At 71.9% G+C, this 22,349-nt stretch carries 15 protein-coding genes; 4 read left to right on the top strand and 11 right to left on the bottom strand.

Annotation, left to right across the window (positions count from 1 at the left end; genetic code table 11):
* The first annotated feature begins 2 nt into the window (after positions 1 to 2).
* Both ABD331_RS53380 and ABD331_RS53375 read left to right on the top strand, forming a co-directional pair.
* A complete protein-coding gene (locus tag ABD331_RS53380; protein WP_344493982.1) occupies positions 3 to 3,761 on the top strand; it encodes a carboxypeptidase regulatory-like domain-containing protein in 3,759 nt (1,252 codons plus the stop codon).
* A gap of 249 nt (positions 3,762 to 4,010) precedes the next feature.
* Positions 4,011 to 4,991 (top strand): threo-3-hydroxy-L-aspartate ammonia-lyase, encoded by a 981-nt coding sequence (locus tag ABD331_RS53375; RefSeq protein WP_344493980.1) that lies wholly within the window; start codon positions 4,011 to 4,013, stop codon positions 4,989 to 4,991.
* On the opposite strand, the gene ABD331_RS53370 is transcribed toward ABD331_RS53375, so the two are convergent.
* From ABD331_RS53370 to ABD331_RS53345, 6 genes are all read right to left on the bottom strand, one after another.
* Complete coding sequence (locus ABD331_RS53370; RefSeq protein ID WP_344493978.1) at positions 4,981 to 5,856, bottom strand: serine hydrolase domain-containing protein; 876 nt, start codon at positions 5,854 to 5,856, stop codon at positions 4,981 to 4,983. The genes ABD331_RS53375 and ABD331_RS53370 overlap by 11 nt on opposite strands.
* 34 nt (positions 5,857 to 5,890) lie before the next feature.
* Complete coding sequence (locus ABD331_RS53365; protein WP_344493976.1) at positions 5,891 to 6,661, bottom strand: enoyl-CoA hydratase-related protein; 771 nt, start codon at positions 6,659 to 6,661, stop codon at positions 5,891 to 5,893.
* Between the two features lie 67 nt (positions 6,662 to 6,728).
* Positions 6,729 to 7,703 (bottom strand): YihY/virulence factor BrkB family protein, encoded by a 975-nt coding sequence (locus ABD331_RS53360; RefSeq protein ID WP_344493974.1) that lies wholly within the window; start codon positions 7,701 to 7,703, stop codon positions 6,729 to 6,731.
* Positions 7,704 to 7,756: 53 nt separating this feature from the next.
* A complete protein-coding gene (locus ABD331_RS53355; protein WP_344493972.1) occupies positions 7,757 to 9,721 on the bottom strand; it encodes a S8 family serine peptidase in 1,965 nt (654 codons plus the stop codon).
* Positions 9,718 to 10,200, bottom strand: coding sequence for a hypothetical protein (locus ABD331_RS53350; protein ID WP_344493970.1), 483 nt, complete (start codon positions 10,198 to 10,200; stop codon positions 9,718 to 9,720). Before ABD331_RS53350 ends, ABD331_RS53355 begins: the two co-directional genes overlap by 4 nt.
* A gap of 81 nt (positions 10,201 to 10,281) precedes the next feature.
* Positions 10,282 to 11,301: a terpene synthase family protein gene (locus ABD331_RS53345; RefSeq protein ID WP_344493968.1), complete on the bottom strand. Its 1,020-nt coding sequence runs from the start codon at positions 11,299 to 11,301 to the stop codon at positions 10,282 to 10,284.
* A gap of 298 nt (positions 11,302 to 11,599) precedes the next feature.
* Between ABD331_RS53345 and ABD331_RS53340 the strand changes: the two genes are divergently transcribed.
* A complete protein-coding gene (locus tag ABD331_RS53340) occupies positions 11,600 to 12,040 on the top strand; it encodes an STAS domain-containing protein (RefSeq protein WP_344493967.1) in 441 nt (146 codons plus the stop codon).
* Between the two features lie 14 nt (positions 12,041 to 12,054).
* On the opposite strand, the gene ABD331_RS53335 is transcribed toward ABD331_RS53340, so the two are convergent.
* Genes ABD331_RS53335 through ABD331_RS53325 form a run of 3 tightly spaced genes read right to left on the bottom strand, consistent with a single transcriptional unit; the run spans position 12,055 to position 18,395 of the window.
* Positions 12,055 to 12,705 (bottom strand): tetratricopeptide repeat protein, encoded by a 651-nt coding sequence (locus ABD331_RS53335; protein WP_344493965.1) that lies wholly within the window; start codon positions 12,703 to 12,705, stop codon positions 12,055 to 12,057.
* Positions 12,706 to 12,747: 42 nt separating this feature from the next.
* Positions 12,748 to 17,607 carry a DUF4132 domain-containing protein gene (locus ABD331_RS53330; protein ID WP_344493963.1) on the bottom strand — a complete coding sequence of 1,620 codons (4,860 nt, stop codon included), beginning with the start codon at positions 17,605 to 17,607 and terminating at the stop codon, positions 12,748 to 12,750.
* Between the two features lie 32 nt (positions 17,608 to 17,639).
* A complete protein-coding gene (locus ABD331_RS53325; protein WP_344493961.1) occupies positions 17,640 to 18,395 on the bottom strand; it encodes a hypothetical protein in 756 nt (251 codons plus the stop codon).
* 86 nt (positions 18,396 to 18,481) lie between these two features.
* Between ABD331_RS53325 and ABD331_RS53320 the strand changes: the two genes are divergently transcribed.
* A complete protein-coding gene (locus ABD331_RS53320) occupies positions 18,482 to 19,348 on the top strand; it encodes an alpha/beta fold hydrolase (RefSeq protein WP_344493959.1) in 867 nt (288 codons plus the stop codon).
* Positions 19,349 to 19,570: 222 nt separating this feature from the next.
* Here the strand turns inward: ABD331_RS53320 and ABD331_RS53315 are convergent, their stop codons facing one another.
* Positions 19,571 to 20,638: a hypothetical protein gene (locus tag ABD331_RS53315; RefSeq protein WP_344493958.1), complete on the bottom strand. Its 1,068-nt coding sequence runs from the start codon at positions 20,636 to 20,638 to the stop codon at positions 19,571 to 19,573.
* A gap of 298 nt (positions 20,639 to 20,936) precedes the next feature.
* Entirely contained in the window at positions 20,937 to 22,268 is a 1,332-nt protein-coding gene (locus ABD331_RS53310; protein WP_344493957.1) for a cation:proton antiporter, read from the bottom strand.
* Positions 22,269 to 22,349: the final 81 nt, after the last annotated feature.

Genomic DNA, 22,349 nt, shown 5'->3' with positions numbered 1-22,349 from the left:
GCATGCGTCTGCGCAGACTCATGTCCCTGGCAGCCGCCGTCAGCCTAGGCATCGGCGTGTTCGCCGCGTCACCGGCCCACGCCACGCCCCGACCCACCCCTTCGCAGACCGCCGAACCGGCACCCGGCATCCCGGCGCCCGACTACACCCCGGTCAGTTGCAACCGCTCGGACCTCCCCGAAGGCCACGCCCGCTGCTTACTCGAGGCCTACACCCCCGCGGACGCGCGGATCGCCCCCAGGGCCGCCGCTCCCCGCCCCACCGCGCTCACCCCTGAGGACATCCGCTCGGCGTACAAGCTGCCCGACGGAGGCGAGGGACAGACCGTCGCCATCGTCGACGCCTACGGCTACGCCGCCGCCGAGAGCGACCTGGCCGTCTTCCGCAAGCAGTACGGCCTGTCCGAATGCACCACGGCCAACGGCTGCTTCCGCAAGGTCGACCAGAGGGGCGGCACCGACTACCCGCCCGACGACCCGGGCTGGGCGGCGGAGACCATGCTCGACCTGGACGCCGTCTCCGCGGTCTGCCCGCGCTGCAAGCTGCTGCTGGTGGAGGCCGACACCGCGTCCGCCGAGAACCTCAGCACGGCGGTGGAGACCGCGGTCGCCCTGGGCGCCAAGTACGTCTCCAACTCCTACGGCATCCCCGGCGAGGCCGACGGCCAGCAGGCGTTCGACAAGCGATACCAGCACCCCGGGGTGGTGGTGACCGCGTCCACCGGCGACACCGGCAACCTCATCAGCTGGCCCGCCAGCAACCCGAGCGTCGTCGCGGTCGGCGGGACGAAGCTGACCCGCGACGCGTCCACCGCCCGCGGCTGGACCGAGAGCCCGTGGACGGGCGGCGGGTCGGGCTGCTCGCGGTTCGAGCCGCGCCCGCTCTACCAGGAGGGCATCGACACCAACTGCCCGAGCGGGCGGGCGACGGCCGACATCTCGGCCGACGCCGACCCGGCCAGCGGCCTGTCGGTCTACCACTCCATCACCGTGGACGGCCGCAACGGCTGGCTGCAGTACGGCGGCACGAGCCTGTCCGCGCCGCTGGTCGCCGCCATGTACGCGCTGGCCGGCACCCCGGCGGCGGGCACCGACCCGGTGACCTACCCCTACGCCTCCGCGGGGTCGGCCGACCTGTTCGACATCACCGAGGGCGGCAACGGCGTCTGCGGCAACGTGCTGTGCGAGGCGCGTCCGGGCTGGGACGGGCCCACCGGCCTCGGCACCCCGAACGGCGTCGCGGCGCTGACGTTCGGCCCGGCGGGAACGGTGACCGGCCGTCTCACCGACCAGGGCACCGGCGCCCCGGTCACTGACGGCACCGTCACGGCCCGCAACCAGGGCAACGGCAAGACGTACTACGCCGACGCCGGCGACCAGGGCGAATACACGCTGCTGGTGCCGGCCGGCGCCTACGACCTGACCGTGTCGCGCTTCGGCTACGCCAAGGCGACCAGGACCGGCGTGGTCGTGCCGGTCGATCAGAAGGTGACCGCCGACGTCGCGCTCCAGACGGTGCCCAGCAGCACCGTGTCGGGCACGATCACCGGCGACGCCGACCACGCCTGGCCGCTGGCGGCCTCGATCAGCATCGACGGCTACCCGCACGGCGAGGTCACCACCGACCCGCGCACCGGCCGCTACACGGTCGAGCTGCCCAGGGACGCCGACTACACCTTCCGCGTCTCCGCCGCCTACCCCGGCTACACCACCAAGGTCCACAAGGTCAGCGTCGGCGGCGAGGACACCACCGTGGACACCGCCCTCACGATCGACCGGGGCTCCTGCCTCGCCCCCGGCTACGCCTACCCGGGCCGCGTCGACTTCGAGGGCTGGACCGGCACCGCGGCCCAGGACGGCTGGACCGTGGCCGGGACGACGCCAGGCTGGGAGTTCCTCGACAAGCCGGCGAACCTCAGCGGCGGCAGCGGCGACTACGGCGCCGCGGCCCCCTTCCTGCACGACGGCGTCGCCCAGGACACCTACCTCACCTCACCGGCGATGGACTTCTCCGGGCAGCGCGCGCCCGAGATCCGCTTCACCGCGGTCTACTTCGCCGGCGCGGACGGCAAGACGGTGGGCGACGTCGAGCTGAGCCTGGACGGCGGCGCCACCTGGACGATCGTCGGCCATCCCGTCAAGGACGGCGTCGGCGCGGCCAGGATCGCGATCCCGCAGGCGGCGGGCAAGCCCGACGTCCGCGTGCGCTTCCACTACGCCGGCGCCGGCGTCTCCGTGTGGGAGCTGGACGACCTGACCATCGGCAGTTGCGCCCCGCTGGCGGGCGGCCTGGTCAGCGGCGTCGTCACCGACGCCAACACCGGCGAGCCGGTGCCCGGCGCGACCGTCGGCGACTCCGTGCCCAGCGCGGCCGACGGCCGGTACTGGCTCTTCGCCGGTCCGGCGGGCAAGCACAAGCTGACCGCGTCGGCCAACCGCTACACGTCCTCGACCGGCACGGTGACCGCCGCGGCCGAGAAGGTGACCGGCCGCGACTGGTCCCTGCGGGCAGGCAAGCTCTCCGTCAGCACCACGGACGTCTCGATCGACGCCACCCTCGGACGCCCGACCGGCACCCGCAGGGTCAGGCTCACCAACACCGGCGGCGCACCACTGAAGGTCACCGTCGGCGAGCACACCGTCCCGGCCGGGTCCGGCGCCGTCCCGCAGGCCACCGCCTGGACCGACATCGCCGACTATCCCCTTCCGGTCGCCTACAACGTGGCGGGCGGCTACGAGGGCAAGATCTACTCGGTCGGCGGCATCACCCCCGGCGCCAAGCTCTCCTCCGGCTATGTCTACGACCCGGCCGCCGGAGCCTGGAGCCCCATCGCCGACCTGCCGCAGCCCCTCTCGAACGCCACAGGGATCTTCCTCGACGGCACCATGTACGTCGTCGGCGGCACGACCGGCCAGGGCGCCGACGACACGGCGGTGTCCACGGTGTACGCCTACCACCCGGACCAGGACGCCTGGACCCGGCTCGCCGACCTGCCGACCACGATCATGAGGGCGAGCGTCGCCGCGCTCGGCAAGCAGCTCTACGTCGTGGGCGGCTGCGTGCGCGACTGCGCCAGGGAGGCGTCGGCGACCGCGTACCGCTACGACGTCAAACGCGACACCTGGACCGCCATCGCCGGCTACCCGGCGCACGCGTACCACCTGGCCTGCGCGGGCGTCAGCGACCGGATCATCTGCGCGGGCGGACGCGACCCGAGCGCGTCCGGCGTCGAGAACCGCGAGCTCATCGCGACCTTCGCCTACAGCCCGCGCCGGAACACCTGGACCCGCCTCGCCGACCTGCCCTACGGCAACCACGGCATGGCCTACAGCGGGGCCAACGGCAAGCTCCAGATCGCCGCCGGCATGAACAGCTCCGCCTCCATCGACCAGGCGGTGGAGTACGACCCGGTCAGCGGCGCCTGGCACGTGCTGCCCAAGGTGAACCACGCCACACACGCCTCCGGCAGCGCGTGCGGCCTGTACAAGATCGGCGGAATGCCGGGCTTCACCGTCACGACCGCCGCCGAGGTGCTTCCCGGCTACGACTCGTGCGGCGGGGACGACGTGTCCTGGCTGAAGGCGGAACGCACCGAGATCGAGCTGGCGCCGGGCCGCTCCACCACCCTCTCCATCAAGGCCGGCGCCCGGGTCAGCGCGCCGGGCCGCTACGGGGCCAGGCTGTCACTCGACACCGACGCGCCGTACGCGCCGGGCGCGATCAACGTCACGATGCAGGTGAAGGCTCCTCACCACAGGTAGCCCATCCCACCTCGGCGCCGGCGCGGCCTCCCGCGCCGGCGCCGTTCTTCATTCGCCGCCCAGATTGCTCACGATGTCGGCCTGACGACCTTCGACCGCTTGCGCGATCACGGTCGCCAGCCCGAGTGCGACTCCGGCGATGACGGCGGTGATGATCACCCATTCGGACGGCCGAGGCGCCTCGGCTGGGGGCGGTGCTTGCGAGCTGAACTGTGCGGTGCCGGATCTTCCTGAAAGTACGCTCTCGGCATGACGATTCCCGCACTGCCGGTCACCCTCGACGACGTCCAGGACGCCGCCGCGCGCCTCAAGGGCGTCGCGCACCGCACCCCCGTGCTGCGCTCACGCACGCTCGACGCCCGGGTGGGCGCGGAGGTCTTCCTCAAGTGTGAGAACTTCCAGCGCATCGGCGCGTTCAAGTTCCGCGGCGCCTACAACGCCATCTCAAGGCTCACACCGGAGCAACTGGACAGGGGCATCGCCGCCTACTCCTCGGGCAACCACGCGCAGGCCGCCGCCCTGGCCGCGCGCGAGCTGGGCTCCGCCGCGGTGATCGTCATGCCGGAGGACGCACCGCGTTCGAAGCGGGAGGCAACGGCAGGGTACGGCGCGGAGGTCGTCACCTACGACCGCTACACCGGCGACCGGGTGGCCATCGGCGAGGCGCTGGCGGCCGAGCGCGGCCTGACGCTGATCCCGCCGTACGAGCATCCGCACGTCATGGCCGGTCAGGGCACCGCGGCGCTGGAGCTGATCGAGGACGCCGGGGATCTCGGCGCGCTGCTCGTCCCGGTCGGCGGCGGCGGGCTCATCGCCGGCAGCGCCACCGCCGCGAAGGGGCTGCTGCCGGGGATCCGGGTGACCGGCGTGGAGCCGGAGGCGGGTGACGACACCAAGCGCTCGCTGGCGGCGGGGGAGCGGGTGTCGATCCCGGTGCCGCGTACGATCGCCGACGGCCAGGCCGCCGAGATCCCGGGCGAGCTGACGTTCTCCGTCAACAAGCACCTGGTGGACGACATCGCGCTGGTGAGCGACGACGACATCCGCGCGGCGATGCAGTTCGCGTTCGAACGCCTGAAGATCGTCATCGAGCCGAGCGGCGCGACGCCGCTGGCCGCGCTGCTGTCCGGGCGGGTGCCTGAGCTGCCGCGCAGGGTCGGCGTGATCGTCTCGGGCGGCAACATCGACGCAGGACGCTTCGCGGAGCTGTGCGCGCCGCTCAAGGAGTGAGCGCGCGGACGATGGGCCAGGCGCCGGGGGAGGTGTTGGACAGGACGGTGCTGGTGGTGCCGGTGCGCGGGTCGTGGGTGGACTTGAACGACGCGCCGGCGTCGTACCCGGCGAGGATCACCGCGTCGGTGCTCTCGTGCAGCCAGAAGCCGAGGCCGTAGCGCAGCGACTCCTCCGGTACGTCGCAGCGCGGACGGACCACCTCGGCCACGTCGGCCACGATGTCCCCGGCGAAGAACGCGCGCCAGAAGGCGGACACGTCGGCGGCCGTGGTGTGGATGCCCCCGTCGCCGGTGGCCAGCACCGGCAGGTGGAAGACGTTGGCGCGATCGACCCCGTCCAGCGGCAGGTAGCCCACGGCCGCGTCGGCGGGCAGCTCGTCGGAGCGCAGGAAGTCGGTCATCGTCATGCCGGCCGGGCGGAGCACCCGTTGCCTGACCAGGTCGTGGTAGCCGACGCCACTGGCCCGCTCCGCCAGCAGGGCGAGCACCACGAACCCGCCGTTGCAGTAGCAGAACCGCTCACCGGCCCTGAACTTGGCGGGATGCCCGTCGAGCAGGGGCAGGAAGGCCTCGGTGGTGGTCAGCTCGTGCGCCGCGCCGATCAGGTACTCGGTGATGTCGGTGTGGACCTCTTCGTCCAGGTAGTCGCCGATGCCGGACGTGTGGGTGAGCAGGTGCTCGACGGTCACGTCCTCCGCGATCAGCGGCAGGTCCTCGCCGAGCAGGGAGCGGGCGGTGGTGCCCAGCTCCAGCACGCCGTCACGGACCAGCGAGAGCACCGCCAGGGCCGTGAAGCCCTTGCCGCCGCTGGCGATGCCGAACCTGGTGTCCGCGGCGATCCCGTCAATGTCACCGTGCGGCATTGGCGCAGACTACGCCCATTCCGAAGCGCGCGCGTCAGTCGCTCCATTTCGGCTGGCGCTTGCTCAGGAACGCCGACATGCCCTCACGGGCCGAGGCCGACTGCGACGACTCGGCCATGACCTTGGTGGCGAGCCGGTAGGCGTCCGTCTGCGGCAGCGAAAGCTGCTCGTACAGGGTGCGCTTGCCGAGCGCCTTGGAGGCGCGGCTGCCGCGCGTGGCCCGCCCGAGCAGGTCGAGGACGGCGGCGTCGAGTTCATCGGCGGGCACCACCCGGTTGACCAGCCCCCAGTCGAGCGCCTGCGCGGCGGTGATGGTGTCGCCGGTGTAGGCCAGCTCGGCGGCGCGCTTGCGGCCGATGTTGCGGGCGATGGCGACCATGGGCGTGTGGCAGAACCAGCCGCCCTTCCCGCCGGGCGCGGCGAACCCTGCCGAGTCGGCGGCGACGGCCAGGTCGCAGGTGGCGACGAGCTGGCAGCCCGCGGCGGTGGCCAGGCCGTGCACCCGGGCGACGACCGGCTGCGGCACCGACTCGATCAGCTCCATGAGCTGGAGGCAGGTGTCCAGGAGGGCGCGCACCGCGTCCTCGTCGGCTTCGGCCACGTCGGCGAAGTCGTGACCGGCGCTGAAGACCGGGCCCGCCCCGGCCAGGACGATCCCGGACGCGTCGCTGTCGCCGGCCGCCTGGAACGCGCCGATCAGGTCACGCAGATGGGCCATGGACAGGGCGTTGCGCCGCTGGGGCCGGTTCATCGTGATCGTCACGAAGTCGGCGTCGCGGTCGACCAGTACATGATCGAGGTTCATGAGCGGGCTCCTGGTGATTGCGCGGGTCGCGTGACCACGATCAGGCCACGTGGCCATTGTTCCCCGCTCAGGGCTTCTCGTCCTCGTCCATCTTCCTGGTGTCACGCGGCTCCAGGTACGGCTCCTTCTCCGGCGGCTGACCGGCGTCGATGGCACGTTCCCTGGCCAGCTCGGCGTCGAACTCCACGCCCAGCAGGACGGCGATGTTCGACAGCCACAGCCAGATGAGGAACACGATGACCCCGCCCATGGCGGCGTACGTGGCGCCGTAGGAGGCGAAGTTCGCCACGTAGAAGCCGAACGCCGCCGACACCACGATCCACAGGATCACGGCCAGCGCGCTGCCCGGCGTGACCCACCGGAACCCGGGCTGGCGCACGTTCGGCGCCGCCCAGTACAGCAGGGCCAGCACGATGATGACGACCGCCACCAGGAGCGGCCACTTGGCGATGCCCCACACGGTCAGCGCCGTCTGCCCGATCCCCAGGAACTCGCCTGCCTGCCTCGCGATGTTCCCGGTGAAGACGACCGAGACGATGCCGACCGCCATCAGCACCACCAGGACGGCGGTGATGCCCAGCCGCAACGGCAGCGTCTTCCAGATCGGACGGCCTTCGGGCATCTCGTAGACGACGTTCGTGACCCGGATGAACGCCGCCACGTACCCGGAGGCGGACCAGAGCGCGACGGCCAGGCTGATCACCAGGGCGACGCCCGCCGCCCGCTGGCTCTGCTCCAGCGCCAGCAGCACCTGCTGGAGGATCTGCTTGGCCGGGCCGGGGGTCATCGGCCCGAGGCTCTCCAGCAGCGGCCGGGTCGCCGACTGCCCGAAGACGCCGAGCAGCGACACCACCGCCAGGAGCGCGGGGAACAGGGACAATGTCGCGTAGTACGTCAGCGCCGCAGCCCAGTCGGTCAGCTTGTCGTCGCCGAACTCCTTGCCGGTCCGCTTCAGCACGCCCCACCATGAGCGGGTGTGCAGCTCGGTCGGCCCTTCCGGTGGCTGCTCGGTGCTGTGCACGGCGCTGGATGTGGCCTTCATGCCTTCTGCGGCTTCCCGGCGCCGGTTGAGGCAAACGACTTCTCGCGCTGGACTTAGGTGATCCGCCACACCAGGGCGTACGGCTGCGGGTGGGTGGTGATTCGGTGGGCGCGGACGGTGACGGTCACCTCCCCCGCGGGCACGCCGCTCCACCAGACCTGCTCGACGTTGTTGTGGCGGTCGTATCCGGGGTCGCCGCCCATGTTGCCGTGGCGTTCCCGCCCGTCGGCGGCGCGGACGACGAGGTCGAGGTCGTTCTGCAGGCCTGCGCCCGGCGGGTCGGTCCACACGAGGGTGACCTTCAAGGTGGCGCCCGGGCTGCGGGGCGGCGCGGGCACGGCGATCGTGGTGGTGTGCTCCTGCCCCTGGCTCAGGGGTTCGCCCTGGTGGAAGCCGGCGTCGCGGGTACGGCCGGGAACGATGATGGCGCGGGCCAGGTCGAGCCGGCCGAAGCCGGAGTCGTGGTTGGGGGAGCTGCCCGCCTCGGTGGGGGAGTACTGGCCGGTCAGCTCGACCGCGCCGTTGACGAGCAGGGCCTTGACCAGCGCGGCGGGAGGGTTCGGGGTGCCGTTGGCGATGAGGCTCTCACGGACGACGGCGGCGCAGCCGGCCGCCAGCGGGCAGGCCATGCTGGTGCCGTGCTTGAACGACAGCAGCGGGTCGCTTGAGGTGCCGGCGTTGGTGCCCGGCTCGGCGACACGGGACTGGGCGGACAGCACGCTGGTGCCGGGGGCGACCAGGTCGGGCTTGTAGCGGCCCTCCTTGGTCGGGCCGCGGTTGCTGAAGGCGGCCATGCCGTGCGCCGCGTCGGCCATCCTGTCGGAGCGGATCGGCTCGGCGGGGAAGGGGTTCTGTTTCAGCTCGCCGTAGGTCCTGGTGAGCTCGGGGCGGGCGTTCTCGCTGGCCCCGACCGTGATGCTGTTCTTGGCCGAGGCGACGCCGCCGATCGTCCCGCGGTCGACGACGCCGTCGCCGTCGCCGTCCGTGGCGTCGTTGCTCGCGGCGAAGCAGATGACCATGTCGGGGTGGTTCCAGACGAAGTCGTCGATCTCCCAGCCGCCGTACTCGTACGGCAGCCCGACCTCGGTCGTGCCCCAGGAGTTGTTGTGCACCCGGACGCCGTCGGCGTCGTAGACGGGGCCGAACAACTGGCGCAGATCTTCGGGCAGGAACCATCCGCCTTGCTCGTCGAGCAGGGACTGCAGCACCAGGCGGGCCTTCGGCGCGGTGCCCTCGATCCTGCCGCCCATCTGCGGGGAGTCGATGCTGCCCAGCAGGGAGCCGGACACGTGGGTGCCGTGACCGTGCGGGTCGTCGGTTTTGTCCGGGCGGCCGAGGGCGTACAGCCTGGCGACCCGCCCGGTGAAGGCCGGATGAACGTCGGTGGTGGAGCCCTTGTCGAAGCCGGTGTCGGCGACGCCGATCACCTGCCCCTCGCCCTGGTAGGTGGTGTCGCCGATGCGGACGTCGGCGTTCAGGATGACCCGGGCGACGTTGTTGGCCGGGCCGTAACGCGGCACCCGCAGCACGGCGCGCACCTCGTCCCAGGAGGCCAGCTCGGCGAGCCGGTCATCGGTCACGGCGAGGCGGGCCTTGCGGGAGCCCGGCCGCGGCCGGCCGGCCGCGGTGCCGGCGACGGCGGCGAGCCGCTCGGCCAGCCCGGACGCGCTGGGGTCGGTGCCGTGCTGGAAGACCACGTCCACGAGCCCGGTCGCCTGCTCCGTGCGCGGCGCGGGCGCGATCTTCAGCTCGGGACGGTAGACGTCCGCCCAGGTCACGTACGGCAGGGCGCGCACGGCCTCCAGGTCGGCGGGACGGTAGCGGCACAGGTACGTGTCGTCCGGGACGTACTCGAGGATCTCGACGCCCATCCCGGCCAGCTCCGTCCTGCACTCGCCGGTCAGCAGGCCGTCGACCTGCACCAGCACGTAGTCCGAACGTGAGGCGTCGGCGGCACGCGACTCGGGGGGCTCCTGGAGCGGGTCGAACGAATGGCCGTTGATGGCGATGCGGGTCATGAGGCGGCGGTGGCGGTCGGGCTCGGGCTCGGGGAGGGCTGCGGGGCCTCCTCCACCGTGAGCTGCTCACGCGACTTGCCGTAGCGCTGCACGATCTTCTTGTTCTCGACCCTGACCAGCTCGGCCTGGACCGCGACCTGGTCGCCGACGTTGAGCACCGCGCCCTTCACGAGCTTGGCGGGGACGTTGGCGTTCTTGCCCTTGCCGTCGCACGTGATGGCGCCGGCGACCGCGGTCGCGTAGTTCGGCCGGTCCTTCAGCGCGATGCCCTGGATGGCGTTCGGGCCGTCCGCGTCGCAGGTGAAGGTGACGTTGATGAGGATCGTGGTGTCGTCCTTCTTCTTCGCGGAGTTGACGGTGATGGTGTTCGCGGCGAGCGCGGGAGCCGCCGGGGTCAGCGCGAGCAGGACCGTTCCGGCCAGCGCCAGGACGCCGGCGCGCAGGCACCGGCGGGTGCGGTGATGGATGGGGGTGGACATGTCCAGCCTTCCTCGGGAGTGCTTTGCTGCGGACAATCCCCATTCCATCACTTTAAGTAGTCAATACACTACATTCTGCGACTACAGGGCAGGGTGTCGGTTTGGCCTACCCGTTCTTACCTGCGCCTTCGCGCCGCCTGGCCGGGGCTGGACGGCGCGCGGGGCGACGTCGGCGCGGACGTCGAGTGTGTCCATGACCGGTTCGTTGCGCGCGGCCCACGCCTCGTACCCGGCGGCGTGGTTGACGCAGTTCGTGGCGCCGACCCTGGCCAGAGCACGATCTTCGGGCCCGAGTTCGAGTAGGTCGCACTCGCGCTCCAGGTGCGCGACGTGCCCGTGGAGCAGGTCGGTGTAGTCGAACAGCAGCCCTTGGACGAGCTCTTCCGCCTCCCGTCTGGTCGTCCCCGCGTGCCTCATGTGCTGGGCGACGGGGTTCCTGTGGTCGCCGTTCCTCTCGTCGCGGACGGCGGAGTGCAGGTCGTTGGTGAGGATGACGCAGTAGGAGGCCAGCCGCCGCATCGCGGTCAGCGAGGACAGCCGGTAGACGTGCGTGGGGATGTAGCGGCCGTTGGCGAGCTCGCCCTGGCTGATGGACAGATGCAGGCCGCCGTTGTCGAGGCGCAGGGACAGGTAGTCGTCGAGGTTCCAGGGATAGTCCGGCTTGCGCATGGCGAGGTAGTGGGTCTGCGTCGCGAAGTAGCCCCGCCAGTGCGCGGCGGTGCGGGTCAGGAACGTCGCGGGGGCGCTCTCCCCGTGCTGCCGCCACAGGTCCTCGAACATGCGGACGGCGGTCGCCTCCGAGCCGGGCTCGCGGCCGTCGAGGACGTCGATCATGGCGTTGGCGAGCGCCCGGCTGGTGGCGAAGTCGGTGCCGTAGGCGTCGTTGAAGTCGTCGTACACGCGGTAGAACACGTAGATGTTCGCCAGGATGGCCTGCCTCTCGGGGACGATGTCGGGGTGCACCCAGGGGACGAGGGTGGCGTAGCGGAGATGGCGGGGGGTGTCGGCGCCGAACCGGCGCGCCCAGTCGCGGCAGGCGGTGAGCGCCTCGGGCGCGAGGGTCGCGGGGGTGACGTTGCGGGCGGGGGAAGTCAGCTTCATCACGATGGTTCTCCCGATCTGTGCGGAGGTGGTTCCGGACGTGCACGGTGAGAGTTCGCAATCACTGAAGTTAGAACAGAACGTTGAGCCCGGCGAGGTAGGAAGGGCCTTGTGTCACGGATTCTTCATTGGTACGGCGATGTGCAGGGCGACTGGTCGAGCCCCATGACGATCGGGTGAAGTCTCCGGCTCCTCATGCGATGGGGAAATGTCGCGCCCCGTCAGCGGGTATGTGGTAAGGAGGATTTCCCGTTCCAGCCACAGCAGCTGCCCCCCGTCGCTCCGACAAGGGAGTCTCATGCCATCGCTGTCCGCACACCACCAGCACCACGCCGGCGCGACCGTGATCACGCTGGCCGGGGAGATCGACCTCGCCGGCGCCCCCGGCCTGCACCACTTCATCGCCCAGGTCCGCCGCCACCCCACCGACCACCTGATCTTCGACATGGCGGGCGTCACCTTCATGGACAGCATGGGCCTGCGCGTCCTGCTCGACGCCTACACCCTCGCCGAGCGGCACGGCGGCGCCGTCCACCTGACCGCCCTGCACGGCGCCCCCGCCCGCCTCCTCTCGATCACCGGGCTCGACCAGCGCTTCCGCCTCCACCCCAGCACCGGCACCGCCCTGGCCGCCGTCGCCGACACGGTCGTGCCGCACCTGCCCGCTCCTGGCGGCGGAGCCGTGGACGTCACGCCTGGCTTCGAGGACGACGACCCCGATCGGGCCGCGTCCGGCTGACACCTGTGGCTTCGTCAGGCCCCATGGTCGTGGCCCGACGCCGTGATCTGCGCTCGCGCCTCCTCGACCTGTGCCATGATGCGCCGGGCTCCGCACGACTCAGCGAGGGCATGCGCCTCGTCCGCCAGCGACAGCGCATCATCCCGCCGGCCTTGCGCCGCGGCGATGTAGATCAGCCCCACCTGGTTGGCGGCCACACCGGCCGGCAGCCCGATCTCCCGCCGCAGCCGTACCGACTCCTCCAGTCGCTGCCTGGCGGCATCCAACCGGCCTGCGGCGTGGTCCGCGATCCCCAGGTGCCGAAGCGCCTCCGCCTGGGTGTGCCGATCTCCGGCCCTCAACGCCAGCTCGTAGGACTGCTCCAGCAGCGGGACGGCCCTGTCGTGATCACTCCGGACCACCTGGTGGAAACAGCCCACCCAGAACACCGACTCGGCCTCGCCCGCCGCATCACCGAGCATCCCGTACAACTCCGCCGCCTGCTCGAACAGCGCCAGCTCACGCGGATCCTCCAACCGGTCATCGAGGAACCGCGCGTGCAGGATGCGGCCCCGGGCCAGAACAAGGTCGGCTTCGACCTCGTCCAGGCCCCTCTCCGCTTCCACCAGTCCATCGATCTCGCCGGCGTACACAGCCCGTTCGTAGGACCGCTTGGCCTCTTCCACGCCGTCCCCTCCTCCTCCACGTCGCGGACGCCGAGTATGCCGCTAACAACACTCGGCCGAACGGAGAAAGCGCAGATCCTCCAGGACCGGAGCGACACCACGACCAAGGGCCGACGCCAGAACGTCCAGGTCAGCCCAGCGGGACGGCCGAAGAAGGACGCGGTAGCCGTCTCCGGCAGGCTCCAGAACCAGAGCAGCGCCGATGGCGAGCCTGCTCTCCGGCAGATGGGTCGCGGTCGCCCCGGCGGCTCGCTCCAGGGCGGAGACCGAGGTGACCCCGGTGGCGATGGCCACGGTCGTGTCCGGGCCTGTCAAGTGTTCGTGCAGGTCACGCAGCCGGGCGGCGACGGTCGTACGAGCAGGGTGATCCTTGGGCAGGCGATCGCCCAGAAGCCTCACGGCACGCGAAACCTGACCCAGCGGCGGCACGGACGGCCGTTCACCGAGCAGAGCGACCAGCGCCCCCAGAACATCCTCCGCACCGGACGCGAGGGTGACCCACTGTTCGGCGCTGAGCGGCGTGAGCCTCGGATGGCGTTCCGTCCAGTACGCGACCGCCCGCCCCACCTCGGGCCCCGTCCGCCAAAGATCCTCCGGTTCGTCCGGCATGAGCAACTCGACGACCTCAACGGCCTCGTCGGCGGTGGTGACCGCCTCCAGCGAGAGCGCGGCGACACGCAGCTCGCGCTCACTCAACCCCGGTTCCCGGACGAGAGCGGCGACGCGCCCCCGCGCCCACCCGTCCGGCCAGCAGAGCGTACGAGCCGAGGTGGACAGCAGGATCAGGCACTGCGCCGGTGACAGCCCGGTGCCCTCGGCGAATGCCCGTAAGATCGCCTCCCGGTCCACAGGCGGCGGCCCGTTCCCGGCGATCAGGTCGAGCGCCCGCCGGAGCCGTCCAGGATCGCCCCAGCCACGACACGTCCGCAGCTCGACGACCCGATTGCGGGTGAACAGCAGCGGATCAGCCCCGTCCGGGGTGTGGAGGAGCGCCGTGACCGCATACCCGTGCCCCACCTCCTCGTGATCGGCGACGGCGGCGATCATGATGGGGCCGCGGCCCGAGCGGATCTGCCCGAGCTCGTGCTCCGGCCGCAGCCGCGCGACGTGCCAGGTGCCGTCGGTACGCAGCAGCCCGGGAGCGGCGGCCATGCTCAGCAGCCGCTCGCGCCCGCCGCCGCCCCACGCGGCCTCCAGGACGGCGGCGCCGAGCCGGCCCAGCGTGTTCTCGACGCCCGCGACGGCGGCGGCGTCGAAGGTCGCGATCTTCTGGTCGTACGGCACCTCGACCGCCGCACGGGCGAAGTGCACGATCCTCTCGTACGCGGACTCGGGCCCCGCATCGTCCGGCTCGAAAGACGTCTCGACCTGGACGGCGGGCACCGCGAAGGCGGGCGCGGGGCGCAGGCCGGCAGGCGGGGTCAGCGCCAGCCGTCTCAGCAGGGCGAACGCGCGCTCGCGGCATTCGACGGCCGTCCACACCAGACTCGCGACGCCCTTCCTCAGCGACTCGTCGGTGATCTCCGGCAGGAGCGGGCGGAGCCGTCCGGCCAACTCGTCGCGGACGGCGTCCTTCTCCGCGTACCCGCTCTCCGGGTCCAGCACCCGCATGAGGTCGGCGGCGAGCTTGGCGTCCACGACGTCGATCAGGGCCTGCGCCTTGCGCACGTCGACGGCGCGCAGCGCCCTGGACCCCGCGGGGTCGCGCGGACGCATCGCCGACCACCAGCCGGGCGGCGCGACCAGCCGGGTCCCGGACGCGTAGCGGTGGTGCTCGACCACGCCGATGTTGTCGGCGCCGTCGTGCTCGGGCACCCTGCCCCAGCCGCGCACGTAGCGGCCGATGGTCCGCCCGGCAGGGTCCCGCAGCTCGATGATGCGGCCCTGGCCGCGCCACACGGTGGCCTCTGCGCCGCCGGGGAAGACGACCCGTTCGCCGTCAAAAGGGACGAAGTGGCGGGCGGCGGGGTGGGCGCTGCCGTGCGGGCAGTGCGGGCCGCCGTGGTCCAGCACGGTCACCCGGCCGTTCACGGCGATCAGGCAGCGGTCGTAGAGGTCGCGCGCCTCGGTCCGTTCGTGGGACCTGCTGGAGACGTGCTCGTACGTGCCGAAGCCGTGCGACGGGCCGACCCCGTCCGGCGTGACGACGGAGGCGCGGAACTGGTGCTCCCAGAGCCGCCCGGACTCGATCAGCAGCAGGTCGGCGCCGCTCTCCTCCAGGTAGTCGATGATGGTGTCGACGTGGCCGGGGACGAACGCGGGCAGCTCCAGCTCGTCGAGGACGCCGCCGCTCAGCGTGGCGGCGAGGGCGCGGGCCGGGTCCGTGCCGGTCGCGATCGCCCGGACGCTGCCCAGCAGCGGGCCGGGAACCCCGGCGACGGTGAACCACCCGGCGTCGCACAGCGCGGCGTGCGCGTCGGGAAGCCCCTGGTCAGGGACGCGCCCGGCATGCTCGGCCAGGATCGCGGCGACGATCCGCGCCGTGCCGGGTGTCGCGGTCAGCGCCCGTACCGTCTCGGGGGCGGTCTGCTTGGGGACGGCGGGCTCGGTGACGTTGAGCTGGTTCGTCACGTTGCCCACGATCGCGTCGTGCAGCAGCGGCGCCCAGTCCGGGTCGGCGGCGACGGCGGCCAGATCGGTGCCCACTCCGGACGCGAGCCGGTCGTACAGCTTGAACGTGTGCAGCAGCCGGGGCCGCGCCAGCGGAACGCCGCACTCCAGGAGCAGATCGAGGAGCGGGAGGTCGGCTGAGGTCTCCTCCCACCGGTTGATCTCGTCCTCGTCCGCGCCCAGCACCGCCTCGTGGCCGTCGCAGGTGAGGCCCTCCGCGCGCAGCCGCGCACCGGCGTCGCGCAGGAGATCGCCGAGACCGGCGACGGGGAGCGCGAGCCCCGCGTACAACTGCAGGAAACGCCCGAGCCAGCTCCGCACCGCCGCCCCTGGGAGCGTGGCGAACGGGGCGGTAAGGCCCGCGCCCGCGAGGTTGGCGAGGAGCAGCGACACCGCCGCGCTCTTCGCCTTGGGGCTGTCGCCGGCGGGCAGCGGCAGGACGCCGAGCAGCGCGCGGCCGACGCCCGCGTCCGCGCGCGCCATCGGGCCGAGGGGCTCGCGGCCGATGCCCGAGTCGGCCCGCGCCATCGGGCCGAGGGGCTCGCGACCGATGCCCAAGTCGGCCCGTGCCATTGCGCCGAGCAGCGGAAGGACGAACGTCCACAGGCCCCGCGGCGCCGACTCCATGCAGCCGCTCCCCAGCAGCGCCCGGACGGCGCGCTCGTCCTCGGGGCCGCCGAGCGCGTGCTTCGCGGACTTCGCCAGCGCCATCCACCCGTCGGCCAGGGCCAGCGCACCGTCCGCGCCGTCCTGGACCTGCTCGCACCACCCGGTGAGCAGGCTGCGCTGCCATCGGTACGCATCCGGGGCGGGATGGCGGGCGGCGAGCCGCTTGGCGTGCTTCTTCAGCGTGGCCGTTCCGGCGGCGTCCGGCCCCGCGACCAGGTGCGCGGCGACGAGCGCGGCCTCGTCCACCGGCAGCGCGTGCGTGTCCTCGGCGGCGCGGGCCTGGTCGAAGAACGCGGCGGCGAAGCGGGCGCTGTCGGCGGCGGCCAGGATCCGCGCGCACTCCTCGTAGAACGGCGGCAGCAGCTCGGGCGCGTGCGCCTCCAGGTCGTCGCCGGTACGGGTGAGCGCCGTGCGCGCGAGGCCGGGCTTGCGGGCGGCCAGGTCGCGGGCGGATCGCAGGTCGGCGTGCGCGGCCAGGATGCGGGGGCGGTGCGATGGGTGGCGGTGCAGGGCGTCCGGGAGGAAGCCGAGGGGGCCCGCGTGCACGGTGCCGACCTCGGTCTCCGCGACCGGCGTCAGGTCGTACAGGGATTTTTCCGCCTTGTCGCCTTCGACGGCCGCGTGCCGGACGAGTTCGATGACCGGTTCGTCCAGGACGGGGTGCTCGTAGCGGACGGCGACGCACGTGTCCTCGTCGGCGCCGGAGGGAGTGCCCGGCAGTACCGCACCGGCGCGCAACAGCACGGCGCGTGCCGGTGTGGTGCCGCTGCTGGAAGGCGCCCCGGTATCGGACTGGCCTTGGTGGGAGCACGCCTCGGCCGCCTCCACCGCCGGCTCCGTCTCATCCACGGTGCGGTCCGCGTACAGAGCCATGAGGATGCGGACGCCCTCGGACCAGGCGATATCACCGATCTCCTCGCCATTCGCCGTGAAGCGCAGCGAAGCCAGGTAGGCCGGGCTCATCGGCCCGCTCCAGTCGAGGTCGATCTCGACGGCCAGCGGCGCGGGCGCGTACACGGTGAACCGCGCCTTCTCCCCCTTGATGCGTCCGCCCAGCTCGTGCACCCGGCGCTCGAACGCGGCGCCGCTCTCATACCGGGCGTAGGCGTCGACCACGCCGACCGTACGGTCCATGCTCGCGGGACGCGTCCAAACCCCGCGCCCCACCTGCTCCACGACCTGCGTGAGATGCCGCCCCCGCCAGACGGCCAGCTCCTTGCCGAGCAACAGCGGGTGCGGGATCGCGAAGGCGTCCGCACCCGTCCACGCCCCCTCGCGGAGGAGCGCGCAGCGGCCGAGGTCGGGCACGCCGCCGACGATCGGCGCGATGACCAGGTCGGTCAGCGTCTCGCGCCACACCGGGTCGTCCCACACGGCGGCGAGCACCGCGGCCGGGACGGGCAGCGACCGCACCATCCAGCACTCGACCTGGTCGTGCACCGCCCGCGCACGCTCACCGAGCCGGTCGCGGAGGGCGGCGAGCCGTACCGCGGCAGGGTCCTTCCTGACGTTGGCGGGCACCTTGGCCAGCGCCCGGCCCGCGGCCGTCCGGCAGGCGAGCACCGGCCGCCGCGTGCCCTCGACGGTGAGCTCGTGGCCTGTCGCGATCACGATCCATCCCATGACACATCACCCCTTCGTGCCTGTAAGGAACGTCAGCACTCGACCTCGAACTCGAGCTCGTCGTAACGCCGCTCCGCGATCTGCTCCCGCGTCCCGGCGATGAAGGTGATGGCGTCGCCCCCGAAGACCTCGCTCTCCGGGATGCCGACGAACAGCACGTCCCCGCGGTCCTCCACCGGGTTGTGCCAGGCGCGGCAGTAACCGCCGAGCTGGATGTCGAACTTCCACCGGACCTCGGGAAGGTCCCCCATCGCCTCCATCAGCTTGGTCACCCGGCCGGCCCGCTCGTCGTCGCCCTCGGCGTAGTCGGCTGCTTCCTGGACGTCGGGCCAGTCGAGAAAGGCGGGCTGGGTCATGCCCGGGACCGCGTACAGCGGGAACGGCTCGCTCGGCTCCGTATCCCTCCGGCAGCGGCGTTCGACGGTCTCGGCTCCCGCCGGCAGGTGGATGACGACGCCTTCCCCCGGGTAGTAGCCCAGCTCGGCGAGGATGACCAGGTGGCCGTCGGCGGGAAAGTCGATGTCGAGGACGCCGGTGGGGATGGCGGCGCAGTCGATGGTCACCACATGCTGCAGCTGCAGGGGCGCTTCCATGTCGGCGGGCAGATGGGCGAGCCCCACGGCCCGAGCGGCCGGACGGGCGTCCTTCTTCAGCTCTTCCGGCAGCTCGTCGTAGGGGGAAAGGTAGACGCAGGGGCGCAGCAGACGGACGAACGCCTCGGCCACCGGCTCGGGCACCCCGAGAGATCGCCCGGCGTCGAGGACGGCTTCACGCACACTCAGACTCATGGACGTCCACAGTGCCATGCGCCACTGACACCTCCGTGCCATTCCTGGGTAGGGCTGCCATCTGACCCCCGGAGGAGACCGAAACCATGCCGGCACCGCTGAGTCACCACACGATCGACGTCGACGGAATCGCGACCTTCTACCGGGAGGCCGGGCCACCGGACGCGCCGGTGTTCCTGCTTCCCCACGGCTACCCCTGCTCCTCCTACGAATTCCGCGACCTCATGCCCGCCCTCGCCGACCGCTGGCGCCTGCTCGCCCCCGACCTGCCGGGCTTCGGCTACAGCGCCACTCCCGACCACTTCTCCTACACCTTCGACGGCTACGCCACCTTCCTCGAACGCTTCACCCACGTCATGGGCCTGCAGCGCTATGCCCTCTACCTGCACGACTACGGCTCCCAATTCGGCCTCCGCCTGGCTCTGCGCGCCCCGGAAAGAATCACCGCACTCGTCATCCAGAACGGCGACATCTACGAGGACGAACTGGGCCCCAAATACGCCTGGCTCAAGGAGTTCTGGGCCAACCCCACGGACGAAGGCCGCGCCAAGATGGCGCAGAACGTCTCCGAGGACGGTTTCCGCGACGAATTCGCCGGCGAACTACCCCCGCACCTTGCCGAGCGCGTACCCCCGGACCTGTGGAAACTCCATTGGGCGCTGATGAACACCCCGCAGCGCCGCCGCAACGTCGTCGGCCTCTTCGAAGACCAGGCCACCACCCTCGGCTGGTTCCCCGAAGAGCAGGCCTACCTGCGCGAACACCAGCCTCCCACGCTGATCGTCTGGGGGCCGCACGACGGCTACATGCCTGAGGGGGCGGCGCGCGCGTACCTGCGCGACCTGCCGGACGCCGAGCTGCACCTGCTCGACGCCGGCCACTGGGCACTGGAGACCAGCCTCGCGGAGATCGTTCCCCTCGTGCGCGACTTCCTCGGCCGCGTCCTGCCCTGACCTCTGACGTCGGTCCGCCTGTACGCGGGCGGCACCCCGGCCAGGGAACGGCCTTCCCAGTCTTCCGCCCGTCCCGGAACCGCACCAGAGTGGGCGAGCGGCCCATAAGGTGCTGAACGTCCCCCGGTTCGGGACGCCTGCAAGATGCACGCCGGGTTTCATCGATGGGCCCGGCCACCTCGCCGAGGTCCAGGAGGCCCATTCCCCGGTCCCGGCTGAGGCTCAGGAACTCCCGGGCGCGGGCCGCCACACGAGAGCGCGCCGCGAGCCGTCGGGAGCCTCGGCCCACCCGGTGATCTCGCCCTGCGCGTTGACGGCGTTGGCCATCGTGGCGGTGCCGGTCGCCGGGTCGGGCAGCAGAGTCGGCGCCGCGCCGGGCCCGGTCCAGACGGCCGCGTGGGCGGTGGTGCCGGCCTCCGTGCAGGTGTGCGTGCCGACGATCACGTCGTCGTCGTTGACGGCCTTGGGCGCGGCCGTACCGCCGGCGTCGGGCAGGCGCCGCATGCCCTCCCCGGCGCTCCAGATGTAGCCGCCCGCGAGCACGCCGTCCGCGCCGAGCGCCGACTGGCCGACGATGTGGCCGTCGCCGTTGATCGCCTCGGCCTGGCTCCACTGGCCGCCGAGCGTGCCGAGCTCGGTGATGACGCCGTCCTCCCAGAGGAACGCCCGGTGCGCCCGCTGGCTCGCCGGGCCGGGCGGCTCGAGGAGGCGCTGGGTGCCGGCGATCTGCCTGGCCGGGTTGACGGCCGCCGCGTTGCTGCCGGAGACGGCGGCGAGGTCGGTCCTGACGCCGTTCTCGATGCGGAACGCCTGGTAGCGGGCCGTGCCGTTGGGCAGCAGGTGCCGGTATTCGCCCACGATGACGCCCGCGCCGACGTCACGGACGCGGGTGGGGATGCTGCCGAAGATGCCGAGGTCGGTCATGGTCCCGGCGCGCCAGTGGAAGGCGTGCCCCTTCTCCGTCGCCGTGTAGCTGTTGCCGACGACGTTGCCGTCCTCGTCCAGGGCGTTGCCGGAGGCGTGGCCGCCGCCCAGACTGCCCAGATCGATCACCTGCGCGCCGTCCCAGACGGTCGCCCGTTGTTCGCCGGTCGCGCTCACGCTGGAGCCGGCGATCTGTCCCAGATCGTTGATGTCGAGCGCGTACCCGGTGACGCCCAGGTCGGTGACCTCCCACTGGTCGGTGGTCGCCGGGCAACCGTCCGCCACGGCCGGCGGCGCGCCCGCCGCCTGCCCGGCCATGAGGAGGATGCTCGCCAGAATGGTCACGTTCGTGCGCGTGGATCTCATGATCACCCCGTGGGTCGGAGAGCCAGCAAACGATCACCAACATAAGCGCGTGATCGCGGGCCGCCAAGGCATGAAGGGGAACGTCACCATCCGTAAGCCGGTGCACGTTCGCGGGCGACGTAGCGCTTCGAGCAGCGGATGATCTTCGCCTTGGACAGGCCGTTCTGGGCGCGACTTCCTCGGCCTGGTGCTCGGCTCGCAGCTCCAGCTTGCCTCTACCAGCGGCTATGCGGCTGAGGACGCTGTCGGTCGCCAAGGCCGTCACCCTGCCCGGCTGATCATCGTCAACACGGCGCGGTCAGGCCGGGCTGCGCGGGGCGGTGGCGGGCCGGGGATCGTCGTCGTTCCTGAGGTTCTCCTCCTCGGTGACGGCGACCCTGGCCATCGCCACCCGCAGGATCGGCGGCGCCATGAGCGAGGTGACGACCGCGACGAGGATGATGATCGTGTACGTCTCCAGGTTCAGGACGCCGAGCCGCAGGCCGACCATGGCGACGATGACCTCTATGACGCCTCGGGCGTTCATCCCCGCGCCCAGCGCGAGCGCTTCCCAGGAGGTGAGCCGGCTGAGCCGGGCTCCGAGGAAGGCCCCGGCGAACTTCCCGGCGACGGCGACGGCCAGCACCAGGAGGCCCGCGCCGAGGATCTCGGGCCTGGCCAGGGCGGTCAGGTCCATGCGCAGCCCCGCGGTGGCGAAGAACACGGGAGCGAGCACGGCCAGGACGACGGCGCGCAGCGGGGCGAGCCCGGCGGGGTCGGGTTTGCCCCAGGCGCCGATGAGGATGCCCATCACGAAGGCGCCGAAGACGGCCTCCAGGCCCAGCGCGTGGGTGCCCGCGGCGGACAGCAGGACCAGCGCCACCGTGACGGCGGTGACGGTGGAGGGGGTGCGTACCCGCCGGTAGAGCCGGGCGATCAGCGGCTTGCCGACCAGTGCCGCGAAGAGGAGCACCGCGAGCACGTACGCGATCGAGAGCACCACGTTCCGCGCGGCCAGCCCGGTCGTGGCCATGACCGAGACGATCGACAGCATCACCCAGCCGAACACGTCGTCGACCATCCCGGCGACCAGGGTGAGCTGGCCGATGTTGCGGTGCAGCAGGTTCATGTCGAACAGGGTCTTGGCGATGACCGGGATGGCGCTCACGCACATGGCCACCCCCAGGAAGAGCGCGAACACCGTACGGTCCGGGCTGCCGGCGGCCAGCGGCGAGGGCAGCAGCCCGGCGCCGACGCCCAGCGCGAAGGGGATGACCAGGCCGAACAGACTGACCTTGGCGGCCGTGGCGCCCTGCCTGCGCACCAGCCCGAGATCCAGGTGGCTGCCGGTGATGCCCACCAGCAGCAGCACGCCGAGCTGGCCGACCACGTCCAGCAGGTGGAACTGCTCGGCGTCGCGTGGCAGCAGCCACGCGCCCAGGGCGGGGGCGGCCTGCTGGAGGAGCGACGGGCCCAGGATGACGCCGGCGCACAGCTCGCCGACCACGGCAGGCATCTTCCACCGTACGGCGAGCCTGCCGAGCGCCACGGCGACCAGGAGCAGTACTCCGACCTGCAGCAGGAACACCAGCAGCAGGTGCGTGCCGAGCGGTGGGACCGGCGGGGTCGCCACGATGGATGGGTTGGTCACAGTGCTGCCTCTCTCACGTCCCCGAAACGTCCTCTACGTGCTCCCGATGCCCCAGGGCAGAGCTCCAGGGTCTGCGAAGTG

Origin of the sequence: Nonomuraea monospora, assembly GCF_039531895.1 — a bacterium.
In the GTDB taxonomy this organism is placed as follows: Bacteria; Actinomycetota; Actinomycetes; order Streptosporangiales; family Streptosporangiaceae; genus Nonomuraea; species Nonomuraea monospora.
Note: the sequence above shows the minus strand (reverse complement) of the source record. Positions and strands in the feature narration are given on the sequence as shown.

Coding starts and splice junctions, on each gene's coding strand:
- ABD331_RS53380 (WP_344493982.1), top strand. CDS start 3: ATGCGTCTGCGCAGACTCATGTCCCTGGCAGCCGCCGTCAGCCTAGGC.
- ABD331_RS53375 (WP_344493980.1), top strand. CDS start 4,011: ATGACGATTCCCGCACTGCCGGTCACCCTCGACGACGTCCAGGACGCC.
- ABD331_RS53370 (WP_344493978.1), bottom strand. CDS start 5,856: ATGCCGCACGGTGACATTGACGGGATCGCCGCGGACACCAGGTTCGGC.
- ABD331_RS53365 (WP_344493976.1), bottom strand. CDS start 6,661: ATGAACCTCGATCATGTACTGGTCGACCGCGACGCCGACTTCGTGACG.
- ABD331_RS53360 (WP_344493974.1), bottom strand. CDS start 7,703: ATGAAGGCCACATCCAGCGCCGTGCACAGCACCGAGCAGCCACCGGAA.
- ABD331_RS53355 (WP_344493972.1), bottom strand. CDS start 9,721: ATGACCCGCATCGCCATCAACGGCCATTCGTTCGACCCGCTCCAGGAG.
- ABD331_RS53350 (WP_344493970.1), bottom strand. CDS start 10,200: ATGTCCACCCCCATCCATCACCGCACCCGCCGGTGCCTGCGCGCCGGC.
- ABD331_RS53345 (WP_344493968.1), bottom strand. CDS start 11,301: ATGAAGCTGACTTCCCCCGCCCGCAACGTCACCCCCGCGACCCTCGCG.
- ABD331_RS53340 (WP_344493967.1), top strand. CDS start 11,600: ATGCCATCGCTGTCCGCACACCACCAGCACCACGCCGGCGCGACCGTG.
- ABD331_RS53330 (WP_344493963.1), bottom strand. CDS start 17,607: ATGGGATGGATCGTGATCGCGACAGGCCACGAGCTCACCGTCGAGGGC.
- ABD331_RS53325 (WP_344493961.1), bottom strand. CDS start 18,395: ATGAGTCTGAGTGTGCGTGAAGCCGTCCTCGACGCCGGGCGATCTCTC.
- ABD331_RS53320 (WP_344493959.1), top strand. CDS start 18,482: ATGCCGGCACCGCTGAGTCACCACACGATCGACGTCGACGGAATCGCG.
- ABD331_RS53315 (WP_344493958.1), bottom strand. CDS start 20,638: ATGAGATCCACGCGCACGAACGTGACCATTCTGGCGAGCATCCTCCTC.